The following is a 19,165-nucleotide window of genomic DNA, read 5'->3' on the forward strand; positions in this document are numbered from 1 at the left end:
ACTTGATCGATCACCCGGCCTGGACCTGCGCCTAAGGGCGGCCGTGGCGGGTGAGACGCCTGCCTTCGGCAGCCCCGGACCACTCGCGGGCTAGGCTCGACGCCGATCAGTTTCACTCAGGGTGAGGAGCACAGGTGGCAGTCATCGAACAGGTCGGCGCCCGAGAGATCCTCGACTCGCGCGGCAACCCCACCGTCGAGGTCGAGGTCGCACTGGACGACGGCACGGTGGCCCGTGCGGCGGTGCCCTCCGGCGCCTCCACCGGAGAGCACGAGGCCGTCGAGCTTCGGGACGGCGACAAGGCCCGGTACAACGGCAAGGGCGTCGAGAAGGCCGTCACGGCGGTGCTCGACGAGATCGGCCCGGAGCTGACCGGCCTCGAGGCCATGGAGCAGCGGATCGTCGACCAGAAGCTCATCGACCTGGACGGCACCCCGGCCAAGTCGCGGCTCGGCGCCAACGCCACGCTGGGCGTCTCGCTGGCGGTGGCCAAGGCCGCGGCGGACTCCAGCGGCCTGGAGCTGTTCCGTTACGTCGGCGGGCCGAACGGGCACCTGCTTCCGGTGCCGATGTTCAACATCCTCAACGGCGGCGCCCACGCCGACAACGACGTGGACGTCCAGGAATTCATGATCGCGCCGATCGGCGCGGAGTCCTTCCGCGAGGCGCTGCGCTGGGGCGCGGAGGTCTACCACTCGCTGAAGTCGGTGCTCAAGAGCAAGCAGCTGGCCACCGGCCTGGGCGACGAGGGCGGTTTCGCCCCGGACCTCGGCAGCAACCGCGAGGCGTTGGACCTGATCACCACGGCCATCGAGAAGGCGGGTTACCGTCCGGGTCGGGACGTCGTCCTCGCCCTGGACGTGGCGGCCACCGAGCTGTACTCCGACGGTGCTTACACCTTCGAGAAGCGCACCCTCTCCGCGCAGGAGCTGTCGGCGTACTACGCGGAGCTGGTCGCCGCCTACCCGCTGGTCTCGATCGAGGACCCGCTGTCCGAGGACGACTGGGAGGGTTGGACCCACCTGACCACCGAGATCGGCGACAAGGTGCAGATCCTCGGCGACGACCTGTTCGTCACCAACCCGGAGCGGCTCGCACGCGGCATCGATGAGGGCGCGGCCAACGCGATGCTGGTCAAGGTCAACCAGATCGGCACGCTCACCGAGACGCTCGACGCGGTGAGCCTGGCCCACTCCAACGGCTTCAAGACGATGATGAGCCACCGGTCCGGCGAGACCGAGGACACCACCATCGCCGACCTCGCGGTGGCCGTGGGCAGCGGTCAGATCAAGACCGGCGCTCCGGCTCGCAGCGAGCGGGTCGCCAAGTACAACCAGCTGCTGCGGATCGAGGAGGCGTTGGGCGACGCCGCGCGGTACGCCGGGGAGCTTGCCTTCCCCCGCTTCACTCCGGGAGCCTGAGGCATGGCCAGGCGCGAGCGGGACCGACCGCGTGGACGAGGCGAGTCCTCGCCGACGCGGTCGGCCGATCGCGCCCGGCGCACCACCAGGACCAGACAGGTGAACATCGCCAGCACCCTGCGCCGCCGGGTCCGTCGCCGTGTGAACCGGCGTACCGGCACCGGCGGCGCGTTCGGGCTCGCGTCCACCCGCCGCGCGGCCATCCTCGCGTTGGTGGTGTGCGCGCTGGCGTTGAGCGTGGCCGTGCCGCTGCGCACCTATTTCACGCAGCAGGCCGAGATGACCGAGGCAGCCGAGCTGCGCAGCAGGCTGGAGCAGGAGCGCGGGGAGCTGGAGCAGCGTCGCGACCAGCTCTCCGATCCCGCCCACATCGAGGCCGAGGCCAGGCGCCGGCTGCGCTACGTGCGGCCCGGCGAGACGCCCTACATCGTGCAGCTCCCAGCTGAGCTGCGAGAACAGGCGGAGAACTCCGCCGATCAACAGCCGGAGCAACAGGACGCGCCCTGGTTCGCCAGGCTGTGGCGTTCCATCACGGGAGGCGGGGAATGAGCGTCGGATCATCGGTGCCCGGAGCGACGAGGGCCACGGACGGCGATCGCGCCGCTGTCGCCGCTCAGCTCGGCAGGACGCCGCGCGGGCTGCTGGCGGTGGCCGCCCGTTGCCCCAGCGGGCATCCGGCGGTCGTGCTGACCAGCCCGCGGCTGGAGGACGGCAGCCCGTTCCCGACGCTCTACTACTTGACGTGCCCCCGGCTCACCAGCCTCGCCAGCACGCTGGAGACGTCGGGGCTGATGCGGGAGATGACCGAGCGTCTCGACACCGACCCGGAGCTGGCGGTCGCGTATCAGCGGGCGCACGCCTCTTATCTGGCGCAGCGCGACGCGATCGAGCCGTTGGGCACCGACGTGAGCGCGGGCGGGATGCCGACGCGGGTCAAGTGTCTGCACGTGCATCTGGCTCACCGACTGGCTGTCGGCCCCGGTGTGAATCCGTTCGGGGACGAGGTGCTGGATCGGCTCGCCGAGTCGTGGCCTGCGGGCGACTGCGCGGCTACCTCCGGCGGCGAGGATTCCGGCGTGTCCTGAGCACGTTCTGACCGCTTCCGCTTCCGCTTCCGCTTCCGCTTCCGCTTCCGCTTCCGCTTCCGCTTCCGCCTCCGCCTCACGCCGGTGGCCCGGCAGCGACGGCGGACCGGGCAGCCGCGTGATCGGCTGTGTCCGCCCGTGCAGGCGTGGGTGCGGGCCGGTCGGGCTTCGACGTCGTCCTCGTGCGGTGGCCCGGGCATCGCAGGGGCGCCGAGCGTCCACCGACCCCCGCGCTTCGACGCGCCCATCCTGGAGAGAACCGGGTCTCCTGGGGAGAACCGGGTCGTCTGGAGCCGCAGGGCTGGAACGCCGCACCACGCCGACGGCTGATGACGATCACCATGGCCTCAGACGCCGAGGCGGCCTGCTGATGCCTGGGCGGTCTGCCACCGTGGTGCTTGGGCGGTCTGCTGCTGGGATGCCTGGGCGGTCTGCCACCGTGGTGCTTGGGCGGTCTGCTGCTGGGATGCCTGTGCGGTCTGCCGCTGGGATGCTTGGGCGGCCCGCCGCTGAGGTGCTTGGGCGGCCCGCCGCCGTGGCTTCTCGCCAGCGGTCGTCGACCGGCAGAGAGCCGCCACCCGGTCGCCGCACGGTCGTCGGGTGGAACGGGCGAACGCCTCGGAGTCTGCCGAGTCCTTGGTCGACGGTCGAGAGCGAGGCCCGACGTCGGCGTGGGACGACGCCCGTGTCAGAGGGTCGCCTGACGGCGCGTCCAGGAGCGCCACTTCACCGTGAGCAGACGGCTCCGACGATGTGATGAGATCATTCGAGCCACGCCCGGGCGTGTGCGACTGTTCCCTCCGGGTGTCCGCTCGGTGACGATTCCTGGTCGCCGGGCAGTCGGTTCTTCTGCCGAAGGTTGAGAACCGCCGCCCGGTGAGCTGAAATACTCGGTGTCTTCGGTGATCGGCTCGGCGCGCGAGGAAGGTGCAGTCCTGGTGACAACCCCGGCGCAGCAGGTTGACGGCGATGCGACCCGCACCTGGTGGTGGTCGCGGCGAAGGCCGCGCCACAAGCTCGCGTCGGCCGCCGTGTTGTTCGCCGCGATGCTGTTGCCCGCGACGCTCGGCGCTGTCGACTCCTCACCCGGCCTCTCCCGGCAGGACGACGACGTCACAGAACTCGCGCTGTCCGATGTGGACAGTCTGATCAACCTGTTGCGTCATCCCGACGACGGCGGCGGCTACGGGGTCGGCGGCAGGCTGCCGGGCGGTACGCACATCAGCCCCGAGTACAGCCAGGCCTCCTCGGGCGGGCCCGGTTCACGGGACGACGACGGTGCGTCGGTGATCGGCCCCGGCGTGCATGCCAGAGGCATTCCCGGAATCGTCCTAGAGGCGTATCTCGCCGCCGAGGACACGCTGGCCGAGACGATGCCGGGCTGCGGGATCGAGTGGTCCCTGCTGGCGGGCATCGGCCGGATCGAGTCCAATCACGCGCGGCACGGCATGGTCGACGCCGAGGGCACGACCCTGTCGCCGATCATCGGGCTGCAGCTCAACGGCGGACCCGGCGTCGCGGCCATCCGCGACACCGACGGCGGCAGGCTCGACGGTGACCCCGTGTGGGACCGCGCCGTCGGGCCCATGCAGTTCATCCCGTCCACCTGGGCGCATTACGCCTCGGACGGCAACGGCGACGGGGTGTCCGATCCGCACAACGTGTTCGACGCATCGCTGGCCGCGGGCCGGTACCTGTGCTCCGGCGGCTTGAACCTGCGGGACGACGCACAGTTGCGCACCGCGATCTTCCGCTACAACCGGTCCGACGTCTACGTGGCCAACGTCCTGTACTGGGCGCGGGCCTACGCCGCGGGGGTGAACCCGCTGGAGAACGTCACGCCGCCGCCGCGCGGTCCGGGCGGTGGTTCCGACCCGAACCCGCCGTCGAACCCGCCGTCGAACCGACCGGACGCGCCGAACCGGCCGCCCGCGCCGCCGAACCCGCCGCAGCCGCCCTCGTCATCGGAGCGCCCGCCGTCGTCATCGGAGCAGCCGCCGTCCTCTTCGGAGGAGCCCCGGCCGCCGACCACCACCACGCCGCAGCCGCCGTGGACGCCCGACCCGACCGACCCCACGGACCCGACCGACCCCACGGACCCGACCGACCCCACGGACCCGACCGACCCCACGGATCCGACGGAACCGTGCGAGCCGCCGACCACGGACCCGGAGGACCCCGAGAATCCGGAGAACCCGGACGGGGACGAGACCGCGGAGCCGCCCGCCCCGGACGACCCGTGCGCCCCCTGCGATCCCGAGGCGCCGAGCGACCCGGAGACCACCGAGTCGGGGGAGTCGACGACCACCGAGGAGCCGACGGAGCCGCCGACGGAGTGCGAGTCCACCGATCCCACCGAGCCGCCCACCGAACCGGGCTCGAGCTCGGCGCCGCAGGGCTCCGTCGCGGCCACGGTCTCCTCGGCGTCCCGCAAGACCATGTCGCGGCTCCCGCGCCGCTGACACCCGGGCATCCGCACACTCGGGGCGGCGCAGTCCGGGCCCGCTCCGGCGGTCCTGGGCCGTCACTCCGGGTGGAGCACGGCTGAGGAGTTCTCACAGCGCACCGAGGACGACGATCCTGCCGGGTCGGTGGCGGGCGCCTCGCGCATCGGCGACGCCCGCCGCGCCCGCGCCGATCCTGTTCGGGTCGGCGGTGTCGCGGGCCGGTGAGCGTCGGCGGTGTCGCGGGCCTGCCCGCCGGGATGGCGCCTCGGGCTGTGTCCGGCCCGGTGTCGCGCGGCGGCCCGCTCGGCCGGGTGGTGTTGGCGGCGGAGGTGATGCGCGCCCGTCGGGACGGCGATGGCGGAACCGCGGTCCGGCTTCGGTGCGGCCGACGTGCCCTCGGTGACGTCACCACGCCTCGACGAAGTACCGGACTCTGACCCACGCTCGGACGACGATGCGAGTGCCGCGCGGGTGCCGCGCCCGAGCCTCGCCGGTCGGAGGAGCGCTCGAAGTCGGCGGCCGGCGAACGACGTCCCGTCATCGGCGGCGGGGCGCCGAGGCGAACCCGTCCCCGGCTCGGTGGTGCTCGGCTACAGCCGTCTGGTGGACACCGGGGCGCCGGGTCGGCCGGCGTCGTGGGCCAGTACGCGGCCGACGCCGACGGCCGTCTCCTCTCCACGGACTTCGACACCCGGATCGAACGCTTCCTCGGAGACAGGCCTGGCCTGCTGGTGCCTGCTCGCGAGGCTGTTTCGCTCGGTGGCGTCGCGGGCCTCCCCGGCCGATGGCGAGTCCTCCCGGACTCGACCGCCGCCCGTCGTCGCTCAGCCCTCCGCGAGGGACAGGGCGATGCCGTCCAGGATGTCGTGCTCGCTGACGGTCAGCCGATCGATGCCCGCGCGCGCGGCGATCTCCTCGGCCAGCGTCGCCACCACGATCGCGCCGCCCGCGATGACGTCGACGCGGCCGGGATGCATCGACGGGATGGCGGCGCGTTCCGGATGGCTCGCGGCCACGAGGTCCGCGGTGGTCTGCTCGATCTGTCCGGTGGACAGCTCGGAGAGGTGGATGCGCGTCGGGTCGTACTCCTTGAGGCCCTGTGCGATCGCGGACAGCGTGGTCACCGTGCCCGCGACGCCGACCCAGGTCCGGGCATCGCGGACGTCGACGTCGTCGAACGCCTCGGACAGGATCGCGGCGGCGACTCGTCGGGCCTCGGCGGCCTCGGACTCGGCGGGCGGGTCCGAGTGCAGGCACCGCTCGGTGAGCCGCACGCAGCCGACGTCGACCGATCGGGCGGCGACGACGTCGGCGCGGACGCCGTCCCACGTGCCGTAGACCAGTTCGGTCGAGCCGCCGCCCACGTCGGCGACCACGAACGGACCCTGCTCGGCGGACAGATCCCCGACGGCCCCGACGAAGGACAGCCGGGCCTCCTCGTCGCCGGAGATCACCTCGGCGTCCACTCCGAGCGTCGCCCGCACCATCGAGAAGAAGTCCTCGCGGTTGGCGGCGTCGCGAGTCGCCGAGGTGGCCGTCATCCGCACCCGGTCGACGCCGGAGTCGCGGATCCACTCGGCGTACTCGGCGAGGGCCACCCGGGTCCGTTCGAGGGCCTCCGGTGCGAGGCGGCCGGTCGCGTCGACACCCTGACCGAGCCGGACGATGCGCATCTCCCGCCGCACGTCGTGCAGGATCGGGCGGCCCCCGTCGGCTCGCGTCGCGTCCGCGATGAGCAGTCGGATCGAATTGGTACCGCAGTCGATCGCAGCGACCCGGGCCATCGCGGCTCCTCCTTCGTCGGTTCACGTCCTTCGACAGTGTCCCCTGTCTCGGGATGCCGGCCCTGGTCGGGATCGCGCGTTCGAGCGGTTCGACCTCGTGTCACGGCTGGTGCGAGCCGCGCGGGAAGAGCGGAGGAGAGACGTCCCCGGCGGGTGTGCTGGTTCGGTGGCGACATCCCGCCGTTCCGCACCGCTGCGGCCGCCGACCGGGTGCCCAGGCCTGAGGTCCTGCGGACCGATCCGCCCGGCCACCCGGCGAGAAGGTCGGCTTCTTCGGCGAGCTGCTTGCGTGCGGGCGCGCGAGAGTCGGCTTTGCTCAGCCCGTGCACCTGTGCGTGAGCACCGGTCACCTCGTTTCCTGCCCGCCTGTCCGGTCTGGGCGGTCCCGGCCCTTGCCCTGTGCGTCCTGCCTGCCTACGCGCCGATCGCCCGCTCGCCGCGGCCGACGGCCTGTTGAGCAGCCGCCGTGCGGGTTCGCGTGACATCGCCGGGACCACCGGCCCGCGTCGGACGGGTCGGTGGTCCCCCGACGATCAGCGGGTGACGAACTCCGCGAGGTCGGCGGACTGCGCGAGCCTGCTCGCCTCGTGGACGTACATCATGTGCCCGGCCTCGTAGTACTTGAACTCGATGTTCTCCTGGAGTTCGGCCGGAATCTCCAGGTGCGCGAAGACGTGCTCGGCGGCGAAGTACGGCGTCGCCCCGTCGTGGTAGCCGTTGGCGACGTGGACCCGCAGGTGCGGATTGGCACGCATCGCGGCGGAGAGCCGAGGCGCCACCGTGACGAAGGAGCCCTCGAACTCCGAGTACGACCACGGCTGGACTCGGCGGGTGAGGATCTCGTACGGCAGGTCGTTCTCGTAACCGAGCTCGGCACGCAGGTAGTGGTTCAGCGCGGCGCCGTACGGGCCGACGATCGCGTTCATGCTCGGGTCGGCGCTGAACATCTCGCCGCCGGAGTCCGGCTCCCAGCCGACGAAGCGGCCGTCGAGCCTGCCCACCACCTGGCGGCGGTGTCGCAGCAGCTCCGTGAAGAAGCGGATGTGTTCGATCCGCAGGTTCACCCGGTCCACGTAGTCCTCGCTCAGCCCGCTGAGGCTCGCGATCCGGCGTACCGCCTCGGCGCGCTCCTCGTCACTGAGCCGGTTGCCTCTGGCCAGCGCCCACGGGTAGTCGCGTTCGGCGTAGTCCTCGGCCTCGGCGACGACCTCGGACAGCGGGCGGTCGCCGTGCAGGCCGTGGTAGTGCGCGATGGCCGCGTAGGTCGGCAGGAACAGCGGATAAGGCTGGTCGTTGCCCGGCTGGAAGCGGATGGTGCCCATGTCCAGCACCGTGGAGATCAGCAGCAGCCCGTTGAGGTACATGCCGTAGCGGCTCTGGAGGTGGTCGGCGAGGGCGGCGGCCCGGAGCGTGCCGTAGGACTCGCCCGCCAGGTACTTCGGCGACATCCAGCGCTGGTGACGGGTGGTCCACAGCCGGATGACCTCGGCGACGGCCTCCAGATCGCCCTGGAAGCCGTGGTAGTCGGCGGGCTTGCCGCCCTTGATCGCGCGGGAGAACCCGGTGGACACCGGGTCGATGAACACCAGGTCGCTGTGCACCAGCAGCGACTCCGGATTGTCGGCCAGCCCGTAGGGCGGGGGCGCCAGTTCGCCCGCGTCACCCATGACGACGCGCTTCGGGCCGAGGACGCCCAGGTGGAGCCACACGCTGGACGAGCCGGGACCGCCGTTGAACGCGAAGGTGATCGGTCGGTTCGCGGGCTGTTCTCCGTCGAGGGTGTACGCCGTGACGAACACCTCGGCCTTGGCCTGGTGGCCGTCGAACTTCCCGTCGGTGTGCACCTCCTCGCGCAGCACGATCCGGCCCGCCGTCGCGGTGTACGCCAGCTCGTTGCCGCCCGCGACGAGGGTGTGACTGGTGGTGACCAGGTCGTCGGTGGGCTCGACGGGTGTTGCCGCCGCGGCCTCGGGGCCCGCCTCCACGTCGTGTGCTGTCTCCTTCTTCGCCATGGCGGCAGCCTACGAGAAGTGGTTAGCAGTCCAAAGGGTCAATGTCGGCGACCGGTCGTCTGCGAGGATCTCCAGGCGGCGAGCGGCGGCATTCTCGTTCGTGGAACGTACCTCGAGGAGAGGCACCTCATGGCGACACCGCGAAGCGGCTCGACGGCCGGTCGACACCCGGGGGGAGTCCTGTCCTGGGCCGCCGCTGCGGTGGGCCTCGGCCATGCGGCCTTCAGCGTCTACTGGGGCCTGGGCGGGACCTGGCTGCTGGACACCGTCGCCGGGGGCGCGATGGTTCCCACGGAGACGAACGGCTCCGTTCTCGTCCTGCTCGTCTGGGCGGCGGCGCTCGTCAAGCTCGGGGTGGCCGTGACACCGCTGGTCCTGCGGTACGTCGCGCTTCCTCGGCCGCTGCGCAGGCTGGGGCGCTTCCTCGGCTGGGCGGCCTCCGTGGTGCTGACGCTCTACGGCGCGGTCTTCACCGGGGCCGCCCTGCTCGTCCTCGGCGGTGTGCTGGAAGCGGGGCCCGATGTCGATCGCACGGCTCTCGCCTGGCACGGCTTCCTCTGGGACCCGTGGTTCCTGGCGTGGGGCCTGCTGCTCGGGGCGGCCCTGTGGCGGAGCCGGGACGCACGGACCGCGCGGACGGCGGACGTCGCGGCCTGACCACCCCGGGCACCCGGCCGACGCTGCCGTCGGTGCCGCGAACCCGCGATGATGCTGTGATGAGCCGCATGGACCCCGGCAGGCTGGCGCCCGGTGTGACCAGCCGCGCCGAGCTGGACGAACTCGTCGTCCGATGCGACGCCTGCCCTCGCCTGGTCGCGTGGCGGGAACAGGTGGCGCGGGACCGTCGTCGTGCCTATGCCGACCAGACCTACTGGGGCAGGCCGGTGCCGGGTTTCGGGGCCGACGACGCGCCGCTGGCGATCGTGGGGCTCGCCCCGGCCGCCCACGGCGGCAACCGCACCGGGCGGATGTTCACCGGCGACCGGGCGGGGGACTTCCTCTACGCCGCCATGTACGAGGTCGGACTCGCCTCCGCGCCGGTCTCCACAGCCCGCGACGACGACCTGCGGTTGATCGGCACCAGGATCACCGCTCCGGTGCACTGCGCCCCGCCCGACAACAAGCCGACGCCCGCCGAGCGCGATCGCTGCGGGTCGTGGCTGCGCCGTGAACTGGAGCTGCTGCGGCCCAGCCTACGGGCGGTCCTCGCGTTGGGCGGGTTCGCCTGGCGGACGTTGTTCCCGATCCTCGCCGCGGACTGGAAGGTGCCGGTGCCGCGTCCGAAGTTCGGCCACGGCGTGCGCATCGTTCTTCCCGCCCGCGACGGCGGGTCCGACCTCACCGTGTTCGGCTGCTTCCACGTCAGCCAGCAGAACACCTTCACCGGGACGCTGACGCCGCCGATGCTGCGGACGGTGCTCGCCTCGGCGGCACAGGCCGCCGGACTGGCCACGACGACCGGGTGACGCGGGGCCGGGCACGGCGGAGAGGGTCGGCCCGAGGCACGTCGGCTTGCCGGCCGTGGTGCGGCCGGTTCGCGTGCGGGCGGTCAGGCGAGCGCCGCCCGCGTGCCGCACCGGATCCTCGCCGCGTCACGGGCGTCGCCGACACCGTCGCCGAACGCCGGTGTTCCGGCGCCGGTCGTCGCCGTGCCGAGTGCTCGCGTGCCCGGTTCGGCCCGGTCAGCCCTGCTCAGCCGGTCTGACTCGCCTCGATGCGTCTCGGCTCGGTCCCGTTCCGTTCCAGGCCGGCCCGCCCCGGCGGCCGGCGTGCGGGACGGCCGTCAGTCGGTGGAGGGCGGCCGGCGCGCCGCCTCGACCCGGCGGGCCCAGCGCCGTGCCGACTCCGGCCAGTCGCCCTGAGGTCGATGCCGGACGTCGGCGACCAGCGCGCCGAGGCCGACCACGCCCACCCTGGTGGCCACGGCGGTCGCGTCCGGGCGAGGCTCGGGTGCCAGTCCCACGTCGGCCAGCGCCGCCACCGCCAGCGACAGCAGCCGATCGCGACCGGCGACGTCGAGCGCGGACCAGTCCGCGTCCTCCTCGTCGCCGGTGGCCTCGCGCAGCACGGGCGGGTCCGGATCGGGGTGCTCGGCGAGGTAGGCGTCGTGCGGGCGGCGAAGCCGCGCCGTGACGAAGGAGAGCGCGACGAAGCTGAGCGCGAGCCCGCCGCCGATGATCATCGTGACCATCGAGTCGAGCCACAGTCCGACCAGCAGGGCCGCCACCCCCGCGATGCCCTCGCCGACCCCGACGATCCGCAGGACGCGCGCGACGCGCAGATACTCGGGATCACCGGGCAACGCTGGGCTCACGGCAGCCACCTCCCGTCCTCGCGCGGTCGACGCCGCGCGCTCGTGCCGCCGATCATGCCGGAGGAGTCGGCCCTCGGGCGATAGAGTGACCGGACTCGTTCGACGATCGGAGCCCGCTGATCAGACCGCGTCCCATCCTGCTGATCTCGGCCGTCGGCTTCGTCCTGGTGGCCATGGCGGCGGCACGAGGACGCAGCGGGATCCCCTACGACGGCGGGCTCGTGGCGCCCCCGGCGACCACCGAGGCACCGACCACCGCCCCGCCGAACGCCGACGAGGTCACCCCCCGGCCGGAGTCGAACGAGTGGATCGGCGCGGGATTCGGACTGTTCCTGCTGGTGATCCTCGTGCTGGTGATCGTCGGTCTCCTCGGCATCCTGCTGTCCTTCCGACTGCCGAACCGTCGGACCCGAGTACGCGGCCCGCGCAGGAAGGCTCCGCCCGACGAGCAGCCGCCCGCCGACCCGTCGCCCGCAGGCGCGTCCGTGTCGGCGGCCGGCGTCCGGGCGGCACTGCACGTCTTGGACGAGCAGGCCGCCGGGTCGCCTGGCGACCGCGTCGTCGAGGCCTGGCGGCTGTTCGAACAGGCGGCGGCCGAGGCGGGAACCCGCCGCCGCGCCCCGCAGACGCCCAGCGAGTTCGCCGCCGAACTGGTCGCGGCGCGTGCCGTGCCCGAGGCACCGGTCGCCGAGCTGCGGGCGCTCTACCACCGTGCCCGCTTCGACCCGGCGTATCGGACCTCTCCCGACGACGTCGTCCGGGCTCGCGCCGCGTTGACGGCGGTGGCCGCGGCCTTGGACGACGCGGCTCGGACCGCCGATCGGACCCGCCGATGAAGCCGAGAGCCGTCCTCGTGGGCGGAGTACTGCTCTTGGCCGCCTCGGCGCTGCTGCTGGTGCTGATCGCGGGCATTCCCGCGGGCTGGGCGGTCGCGGTGGCACTGCCGCCGCTGTGCTGGCTGCTGTTGAGCCTGCGAGTGGGACGGACCGCGGCGGCGGTGTGGCAGCCGACGCGGCCGCCGGAGGACTCGATCCGCTTCGTGCAGGCGGCGACGCTGGCCGGTCGGTTCACGGAGGCCTCGGCGGATCGACGTCGCTTTCGCACCAGGCTCCAGCCTCGGCTGCGCGCGGTGGCGCTGACCGCGTTGCGCGGCCGTCCCGAGACCGCGGGCGTGACCGATCTCCACGACCCGAGGGCGGTCGCCGCCCTGGACCCCCGACTGCACCGGCTCCTGACGGACCCCGCCGCCACGCTGCCCGCCCCTCGAGTGCTCGCGGCACTGCTCGCCGAGCTCGACGACGGCCGGGCCGGGCCGTCGTGACGGCGGGGCCCGTCGGGACGCCGCGGGCACGAGGCCCTGAAGCCGGGACACGGCGGCGGCCGAGGCAGACGACCGCCGCCCGCCGGTGCCGAACAGATCCGAGCCGAGGAGAGGACAGGTGCCCGAGGTGACCGAGAACGTCCGGCCCCCGAACGTGCCCGCCGTCGCCGCCGTCGCCGCCGTCGGCGCGGCGGTGCGCGCCGGTGTGGAGTCCGTCGTCGTCGGGGCGGGCCGGAGCCTGCGGCTGACCCTGGCCGCCCTGCTCGCGGGCGGGCACGTCCTGCTGGAGGACGTGCCCGGGCTGGGCAAGACGTTGCTGGCGAGCAGCCTCGCCCAGACGCTCGGACTGGACTTCCGTCGTCTCCAGTGCACCCCCGACCTGCTGCCCGCCGATATCACCGGCTCCTCTCTGTTCGACCCCACCACCCGCGAGTTCGTCTTCCGGCCGGGCCCGATCTTCACCGGTCTGCTCCTCGCGGACGAGATCAACCGGACGCCGCCGAAGACCCAGTCGGCGCTGCTGGAGGCGATGCAGGAACGGCAGGTCACCGTCGAGGGCACCACGATGCGTCTCACCAGGCCGTTCCATGTGCTGGCCACCGCGAATCCCGTCGAGTACGAGGGCACCTATCCGCTGCCGGAGGCGCAGCTCGACCGCTTTCTCCTGCGGTTGGACGTCGGCTACCCGACGGCGGAGCAGGAGACGGAGGTGCTGCGCCGCAGGCTGGCCCGACGGCAGGAGGAGACCACGCTCCCCGCGGTCGTCGGCGCCGAGGAGTTCACGGCGATGCAGGCCGGGGTCGAGACCGTCGACGTCGATTCCGACGTGCTGCGGTACTGCGTCGAGCTGGCCTCGGCCACCCGGACGCATCCGGCGGTCGAGGTCGGCGCCTCGCCGCGCGGCGCCCTGGCCCTGGTGCTGGTCGCGCGGGCCCTCGCCGTGCTCGACGGACGGACGTTCGTGCTGCCCGAGGACGTCAAGGAGTGCGCGGTGGCCGCCCTCGCGCACCGGATCACACTGCGACCCGAGACCTGGACGACCGGTGTGACCGGTGTCGAGGTGGTCGCCGAACTGCTCACGTCGGTGCCCGGTCCGGCCACCGGCAGGCAGGGGACGAGACGATCGTGACCACGGCGCCGGGAGAGACGGCACGGCTCGACCGGTTGCGCGCCGGCCTGGGCAGGCGCACCGGCAGCCGCTGGCAGCCGACCGACGCCCTGTATCGGGGCCTGGTGCTCGGCACCGGGCTGATCTGCGTCGGCGTGCTGCTGCATCGGCTGGAGCCGGTGCTCCTCGGTGCCCCGCTGCTGCTGTCGACGGTGCTCGCGCTGGCAGGCGCCCGGCCGCCCGCCGAGCAGCCGACCTTGTGGGTGCATCCGCCGCCGCGAGTCGGCGAGTCGACGTCGGCCGGAGTGGGGATCGAGGTGACGGGCGACGTCGAATGGACGGCCGTCCGACTGCCCGCGGCGCGCCGTGACCGGCCTCCGCCGACCGCCGAGGTTCGGCCGGGCGGGCGTCGTCGACTCACGGCGGCCGCCGCGGCACTGCGGGCGGCGGTCGGCGAGGCGGATGAGACGGTGCACGTGCTACCGGGTGACGGCGGCCCGTGGCGGGCGGAGCTGCCGCGGCGTCGGTGGGGCGACGCGGTGGAGCTGCGGCCGGACCACCTGTTCGCGGGCCCGGACGCCCTGCTCGTCTACGGCCCGGTCACCGGCGTCGAGATCCGTCGGACCGTGCTGCCGCCCGTCGTCGCCCTGCCCGCTGGTCCGTTGCCGCCGAGAGCGGCGGGCCTGGTGGGCGTGCATCGTTCGGTGCAGCCGGGCGACGGCACCGAGCTTCGCGACATCCGACCCTTCCGCCCGGGCGACCGGCTGCGGCGCATCGACTGGCGGGTGTCGGCGCGCAGCGGTGCCTTCGACCCCCTGCGCGGCGGTGTGGGCTGGCATGTGCGGGAGCGGCACGCCGAGGCCGATGCCGAGATCGTGCTGGCGGTGGACACCCGGATCGACGTCGGCGCCGAGATCGGCGACTGGATGGCGCCGTCGGAGGCGCGGTCGACGACGGGCAGCCTCGACGCGACCGTGCGGGCGGCGAGTGCACTGGCCGCCGCCTACCTGCGGCAGGGCGACCGGGTCGGGCTGATCGACCTGGGCAGGCCGCAGCTGTCGGTGCCGTGCGCGGCGGGACGGCGTCAGCTGCTGCGGCTGCGGGGTGCGCTGGCGACCTGCGCGCGGCAGGCGGGCTGGGCGGCGCAGCCGATCCTGCGACCACGTCAGGTCCCGGCCGGTGCGGTGCTCATCGTGTTGTCGCCGTTCCTGGATGACGCGGTGGTGACGTCGACCGGTCAGGCGGCCCGCCGAGGCCGGGTGTTCGGCGTCGACGTGCTGCCCGGTCCGTTGACCTCGGACGCCTCGATGCCTTGGGGAGCGGCGGTGCGGACGGTGCTGACGCTGGAGCACGCGGGGCGGCTGCGAGCGCTGGCCGAGCACGGCGTGCGGGTCGTCCGATGGGACTCCGACGGCGCCGAGGCGATGGCCGCGCTGCGGGGCGCCCGCCGACGGGGAGGCAGACGGTGAGCCGCGCGAGACGGGCGGCTCGGGGGCGGGGTGCCGCCGAGCCGGGTGACGTCGGATCGGGTGCCGTCGAGCCGGGTGCCGCCGAACCCCGCGTCATCGGATCGGGCGACGCCGTCACGCCGTCCCCCGCCGCGTCGTCGGCCACACGACCGCCCGCCTCGGCGACGGGCGGGCTCGGCCTGCCGGGGCCGCTGCTGCGGCTGCTGCTCGCGGTCGTCGCCGCCGTCGTCTGCGTCGTGGTGTCCTCGGACGGGGCCGGGCCCGTGCTGACCTGGGTGCTGGTCGCCTCGGCCGCCCTGACGGCCGTGCTGCCCGCCTCCGCGTCGCCCGCGGTGTTGATCGTCGTCGCGGTGCTCGGCGTGACGACGAACGGCGGCGATCCGCTGCGTCCCGAGGTCCTGATCCTGATGCCCCTGCTGCACCTGACGCATCTGCTGGCCGCGGTCGCCGCCGTGCTGCCCTGGCGCTCGCGCGTTCGCCCGGCCGCGCTGCGTCCCGCGCTGCTGCGGGCGGCCGTCGTCCAGCTGGTCGCCGCCGGACTGGTGCTGGTGGTGTGGACGATGCCGTCGACGGTGCTGCCCGCCTGGCTCGAGATCGCCGGGCTGCTCTCCGCCGCAGGTCTGGCCGTCGTCGGGGTCCTGGCACCGCGCCGATCCCCGAACCTGCCGACGCAGCTGCCCGGCGAGCGGAATCACAGCTAGAGGTGCCACGTCAAGCCGTCGGCGCCACCTGGTGGCAGCATCATCGACATGGCTGGTAAGAAGGCGGCACCCACCAAGATCGTGATCTTGGGTGGCGGGTATGTCGGAATGTACACAGCGTTGCGCCTACAGACCAAATTGAAGGCGGCGGAGGCGTCGGTCACCGTGATCGACCCACAGCCGCACATGACCTATCAACCCTTCCTCCCGGAGGCCGCGGCGGGCTCGATCGAGCCGCGCCACGTGGTGGTGCCGCTGCGGCGCACCCTGAAGCGGTGTCACGTGGTCACCGGGCGGGTCGCGAAGGTCGAGCACGACAAGCACACGGTCACGGTGGACATGGCCGAGGGGCACGTCGAGAAGCTGGAGTACGACGTCCTCGTGGTCGCCCTGGGTTCGGTGGCCCGCACGCTGCCGATTCCGGGCCTGGCCGACCAGGGCAACTCGTTCAAGACCGTGGGCGAGGCCATCTTCCTCCGCAACCACGTCCTCTCCCGGATGGACGACGCCTCCTCCATGGCCGAGGGCGAGCGCAGGCGTCGGCTGCTGACCTTCATGGTCGTCGGCGGCGGCTACGCGGGCATCGAGGCGCTGGCCGAACTGGAGGACATGGCCCGCTACGCGACGCGCTACTACAAGACCATCAAGCCGTCCGACCTGCAATGGATCCTGGTCGAGGCGACCAACCGGGTCATGCCCGAGGTCAGCCCGCGCATGGGCGTCTACACGGTGGAGCGGCTGGAGGAGCGGGGAATCAAGGTCTTCCTCGACACCAGGGTCGACGACATGACCGGCGGCGACGTCCGGCTCAGCGACGGGACCACCTTCGCCACGGACACGATCGTGTGGACGGCAGGCGTGAAGGCCAATCCGGTGCTCGCCGACACCGACCTGCCTCGGGACGAACGCGGCCGGGTCCGCTGCACCGCCGATCTGCGGGTGGAGGGTCTGTCGGGGGTGTGGGCGGCGGGCGACTGCGCCGCGGTGCCGGATCTCTCCAAGACCGAGCAGGACCCGAACGCGACGTGCAGCCCGTCGGCACAGCATGCCGTGCGGCAGGCCAAGCAGCTCGCGGACAACCTCATCGCCTCGTTGCGGGGACGGGAGCCGACGCCGTACCGGCACAAGTACGCAGGGTCGGTGGCCAGCCTCGGCCTGTACAAGGGCGTCGCCGACGTCTACGGGATCAAGTTGAAGGGTTTCCCCGCCTGGTTCATGCACCGCACCTACCATGTGAGTCGGATGCCCACCTTCAACCGCAAGGCGCGCATCGTGATCGACTGGACTCTGGCGCTGCTCTTCCGGCGCGAGGTCATCTCCATGGGGCAGTTGCAGGAGCCCAAGGCTGAGTTCGCTCGTGCGGCGTCGAAGTGACCTTCTTCGTTCATCACCCTGATGGTCCAGCGCTGCACGAATGGGGGACGATCTCTCTCCGTGTGGGGCAGTGTTGACACTTTCCGTAAGGATTGCTGCATTCGGCTCGTCTTATTGGGCCGAATAGGCGAAGGCTTCCTGAGGTCAGCTTGACACTGCGTAAGGTGAAGCTGAAACTACCTCTGCCGGTCCGTCGCCGGCTCGCGCTTCGAGGATGGGGGTGACCGTCATGACGCTCAAGGAACTGGCTGAACTCCTCCGGCGGGGCGAGGTCACGGACGGACCGCTGGCGGAGTACCAGGAGGCCTTCGACAGGGAGCGGAAGATCTTCCGCAAGAAGGACGACTGACGTGGCGGACGCCGAGTGGGAGCAGGCAGCGCTGCCGCTCCCGCCCGACGCCACCGCCGACGCCGTCACGGTCAAGCCCGTCTCGACCCCGCTGGCCACGCCGTTGCTGTTACAGGGCCAGGAATACCACTACCGCGCTCCCAACGCCTGCCTCGACTTCCAGGAACGGATGTACCGGGCGGGTCTTGTCGAGCCGGGAGACGGCAGCCCGGAACCCTGCGTGCTCGTCCTCGCCAGGGCGGCCGACATGGAGATGAACGAGCTGTCGCTCACCCTCGCGGAGCACGACATCCGGATGGTGCGCATCGACGCCGACCGATGCCTCGACCTCGCGCTCACCGTCTACCCCGACACTCCGCTGATCGAGCTGGACCAATGGCTGCTGCGCCCGCTGCTCGTGTGGCGCCGCCATTTCGACCTCACCGCCCTGCCCGTCGACCCCCGCTCGCTCTACGGCTCCTACGCCCTGGACCAGTGGGCCGCCGTCGCCGACTGGCTCACCGTGCGGCCGGACTGGGGCCACGTCAACGAACCCCGCAGCAGCGCCCGGCTCGACCGGCTCACCCAGCTTGCCGACGCCCAGGCCGAGGGGTTCGCCGTGCCCCGGACCGTCGTCACCACCCGGCCCGCCCGCAACCGGCCCGGCGGCGCCCGGTGCATCGTCAAGACGGCGGGACGACACCTGCTCGAACCTCGCCCCGGCTCCCTGCAGGGGCTCTTCCCTCGGCCGTTGGACACCAGCAGGGCCGGGGAGCTGAGCGAACCGGCCCCGGTGATCGTGCAGCAGTACCTGGCGGCCGACGCCGAGCTGCGGGTCTTCGTCGTCGGCCGGGAACTGATCGCCTACCGGGTGGACAAGCTGGACCCGGCGCAGCTCTGGCAGGACCCGGACGCCGTCGCGGTCACCCCTGTCGAAGCCGCCCCCGACGTCGCCGATCGATTACGCGCCCTCGCCGCCCGCTGGCGCCTGGACGTCGCGGCCTTCGACCTCTTGGAGGTCGAGGGCGAACACGTCTTCCTTGAGGTGAACGTCAGCTGCGACTGGCGCTGGTTCGAGAATCGCGCTGGTGAGACCAGCGTCTCGGACGCCGTCAATCGGTGGATCGTCGGCCGATTCGACGAGCTGCGCCGCGCCGAACGCCTTCGGTGAGCGCGGCGCAAGAGAGTACGCGCCGAGCGTAATCCAGGAAACGTTTTCACAGAAGTTCCACATAACCATGTTCGGCGGCTTCGAGTGGTACTACGCTTTCGCCCGATCAGTGTCGTCACGGCTGCGGCCGCGACCCGCGCGATGCGGGTCGTCGAGTCCGGCCGGGCCGGAGGAGGTGATGCCTGAACCAGGCAGGCGGCGTCGAAGACGTCAGCGCTGTCGGTGAACGGTGACTCACCGGCCGGGGTGTCGTCGCTCGCGGTCGTCATGCGCGGGCCGCCCAGGCCTGCGGTGCCGTCGCCGCGCCCGGCGCAGGCGCACGTCTCGACCGGCAGCCAGGCCAGGCACCCTGGAGGTCACCCCATGCTCGACGCTGCCCCCGTAGCCCAATGGCAGAGGCAGGCCCCTTAAAAGGGTCCCAGTGTCGGTTCGAGTCCGACCGGGGGCACCAGCATCCCTGGTGGTGCGCCACGTGGTGACGTGGTGAGTGCCGACGAAGCGGCGGCTGCGCACCGCGCGCGGGGGTCGGCCCGTCACGCGGCGCAATTCCTTCTTCGGCAGCCAGGCTCGTTCCATTGATCCCTGTACCAGCAGGTTCCACCCGAACGGGTGTGATCGGCAACCCCGCCC

General features: G+C 72.4%; 17 protein-coding genes and 1 tRNA gene. 15 read left to right on the forward strand and 3 right to left on the reverse strand.

The window, feature by feature from the left end; all coding sequences use genetic code 11:
• Nucleotides 1-134 precede the first annotated feature (134 nt).
• The 4 genes from eno (at nucleotide 135) to AHOG_RS03570 (ending at nucleotide 4,968) form a co-directional block, all read left to right on the forward strand.
• The gene (gene eno / locus AHOG_RS03555) at nucleotides 135-1,421 is read left to right on the forward strand and encodes a phosphopyruvate hydratase (protein WP_093940084.1); all 1,287 of its coding nucleotides are present in this window, start codon (nucleotides 135-137) and stop codon (nucleotides 1,419-1,421) included.
• A 99-nt stretch (nucleotides 1,422-1,520) separates the two neighbouring features.
• Nucleotides 1,521-1,970 (forward strand): FtsB family cell division protein, encoded by a 450-nt coding sequence (locus AHOG_RS03560; RefSeq protein WP_245856539.1) that lies wholly within the window; start codon nucleotides 1,521-1,523, stop codon nucleotides 1,968-1,970.
• Nucleotides 1,967-2,506 (forward strand): DUF501 domain-containing protein, encoded by a 540-nt coding sequence (locus AHOG_RS03565; protein ID WP_093940086.1) that lies wholly within the window; start codon nucleotides 1,967-1,969, stop codon nucleotides 2,504-2,506. The genes AHOG_RS03560 and AHOG_RS03565 overlap by 4 nt, the downstream gene beginning before the upstream one ends.
• A gap of 938 nt (nucleotides 2,507-3,444) precedes the next feature.
• Nucleotides 3,445-4,968, forward strand: coding sequence for a lytic transglycosylase domain-containing protein (locus AHOG_RS03570; protein WP_245856540.1), 1,524 nt, complete (start codon nucleotides 3,445-3,447; stop codon nucleotides 4,966-4,968).
• An 809-nt stretch (nucleotides 4,969-5,777) separates the two neighbouring features.
• Here AHOG_RS03570 and AHOG_RS03580 read toward each other — a convergent pair.
• Entirely contained in the window at nucleotides 5,778-6,737 is a 960-nt protein-coding gene (locus AHOG_RS03580) for a Ppx/GppA phosphatase family protein (protein WP_093940088.1), read from the reverse strand.
• A gap of 533 nt (nucleotides 6,738-7,270) precedes the next feature.
• On the reverse strand, nucleotides 7,271-8,749 hold the full coding sequence (locus tag AHOG_RS03585; protein ID WP_093940089.1) for a S10 family peptidase: 1,479 nt from the start codon (nucleotides 8,747-8,749) through the stop codon (nucleotides 7,271-7,273).
• 129 nt (nucleotides 8,750-8,878) lie between these two features.
• Here AHOG_RS03585 and AHOG_RS03590 point away from each other — a divergent pair, with 129 nt between their 5' ends.
• Both AHOG_RS03590 and AHOG_RS03595 read left to right on the forward strand, forming a co-directional pair.
• Nucleotides 8,879-9,406, forward strand: coding sequence for a DUF3995 domain-containing protein (locus AHOG_RS03590; RefSeq protein ID WP_093940090.1), 528 nt, complete (start codon nucleotides 8,879-8,881; stop codon nucleotides 9,404-9,406).
• Nucleotides 9,407-9,465: 59 nt separating this feature from the next.
• Nucleotides 9,466-10,215, forward strand: coding sequence for a uracil-DNA glycosylase (locus AHOG_RS03595; protein WP_093944114.1), 750 nt, complete (start codon nucleotides 9,466-9,468; stop codon nucleotides 10,213-10,215).
• Between the two features lie 317 nt (nucleotides 10,216-10,532).
• Here the strand turns inward: AHOG_RS03595 and AHOG_RS03600 are convergent, their stop codons facing one another.
• Nucleotides 10,533-11,063, reverse strand: coding sequence for a hypothetical protein (locus tag AHOG_RS03600; RefSeq protein WP_157736612.1), 531 nt, complete (start codon nucleotides 11,061-11,063; stop codon nucleotides 10,533-10,535).
• Between the two features lie 173 nt (nucleotides 11,064-11,236).
• Between AHOG_RS03600 and AHOG_RS03605 the strand changes: the two genes are divergently transcribed.
• The 9 genes from AHOG_RS03605 (at nucleotide 11,237) to AHOG_RS03640 (ending at nucleotide 18,986) form a co-directional block, all read left to right on the forward strand.
• Complete coding sequence (locus tag AHOG_RS03605) at nucleotides 11,237-11,899, forward strand: DUF4129 domain-containing protein (RefSeq protein WP_093940092.1); 663 nt, start codon at nucleotides 11,237-11,239, stop codon at nucleotides 11,897-11,899.
• Nucleotides 11,896-12,384 carry a hypothetical protein gene (locus AHOG_RS03610; protein WP_093940093.1) on the forward strand — a complete coding sequence of 163 codons (489 nt, stop codon included), beginning with the start codon at nucleotides 11,896-11,898 and terminating at the stop codon, nucleotides 12,382-12,384. The genes AHOG_RS03605 and AHOG_RS03610 overlap by 4 nt, the downstream gene beginning before the upstream one ends.
• Nucleotides 12,385-12,538: 154 nt before the next feature.
• On the forward strand, nucleotides 12,539-13,513 hold the full coding sequence (locus tag AHOG_RS03615) for an AAA family ATPase (protein WP_093944115.1): 975 nt from the start codon (nucleotides 12,539-12,541) through the stop codon (nucleotides 13,511-13,513).
• Nucleotides 13,510-14,961, forward strand: coding sequence for a DUF58 domain-containing protein (locus AHOG_RS03620; protein WP_245856541.1), 1,452 nt, complete (start codon nucleotides 13,510-13,512; stop codon nucleotides 14,959-14,961). Before AHOG_RS03615 ends, AHOG_RS03620 begins: the two co-directional genes overlap by 4 nt.
• Nucleotides 14,958-15,662, forward strand: coding sequence for a hypothetical protein (locus AHOG_RS03625; RefSeq protein ID WP_093940094.1), 705 nt, complete (start codon nucleotides 14,958-14,960; stop codon nucleotides 15,660-15,662). The genes AHOG_RS03620 and AHOG_RS03625 overlap by 4 nt, the downstream gene beginning before the upstream one ends.
• A gap of 48 nt (nucleotides 15,663-15,710) precedes the next feature.
• On the forward strand, nucleotides 15,711-17,036 hold the full coding sequence (locus AHOG_RS03630; RefSeq protein ID WP_093940095.1) for an NAD(P)/FAD-dependent oxidoreductase: 1,326 nt from the start codon (nucleotides 15,711-15,713) through the stop codon (nucleotides 17,034-17,036).
• Between the two features lie 220 nt (nucleotides 17,037-17,256).
• Nucleotides 17,257-17,385 (forward strand): hypothetical protein, encoded by a 129-nt coding sequence (locus AHOG_RS30210; RefSeq protein WP_260404188.1) that lies wholly within the window; start codon nucleotides 17,257-17,259, stop codon nucleotides 17,383-17,385.
• A 1-nt stretch (nucleotide 17,386) separates the two neighbouring features.
• A complete protein-coding gene (locus tag AHOG_RS03635; protein WP_245856542.1) occupies nucleotides 17,387-18,535 on the forward strand; it encodes an ATP-grasp domain-containing protein in 1,149 nt (382 codons plus the stop codon).
• Nucleotides 18,536-18,910: 375 nt separating this feature from the next.
• Nucleotides 18,911-18,986, forward strand: a tRNA-Leu gene (locus AHOG_RS03640).
• The last annotated feature ends 179 nt before the right edge of the window (nucleotides 18,987-19,165 follow it).

This window comes from Actinoalloteichus hoggarensis (genome assembly GCF_002234535.1).
Lineage (GTDB): Bacteria > Actinomycetota > Actinomycetes > Mycobacteriales > Pseudonocardiaceae > Actinoalloteichus_A > Actinoalloteichus_A hoggarensis.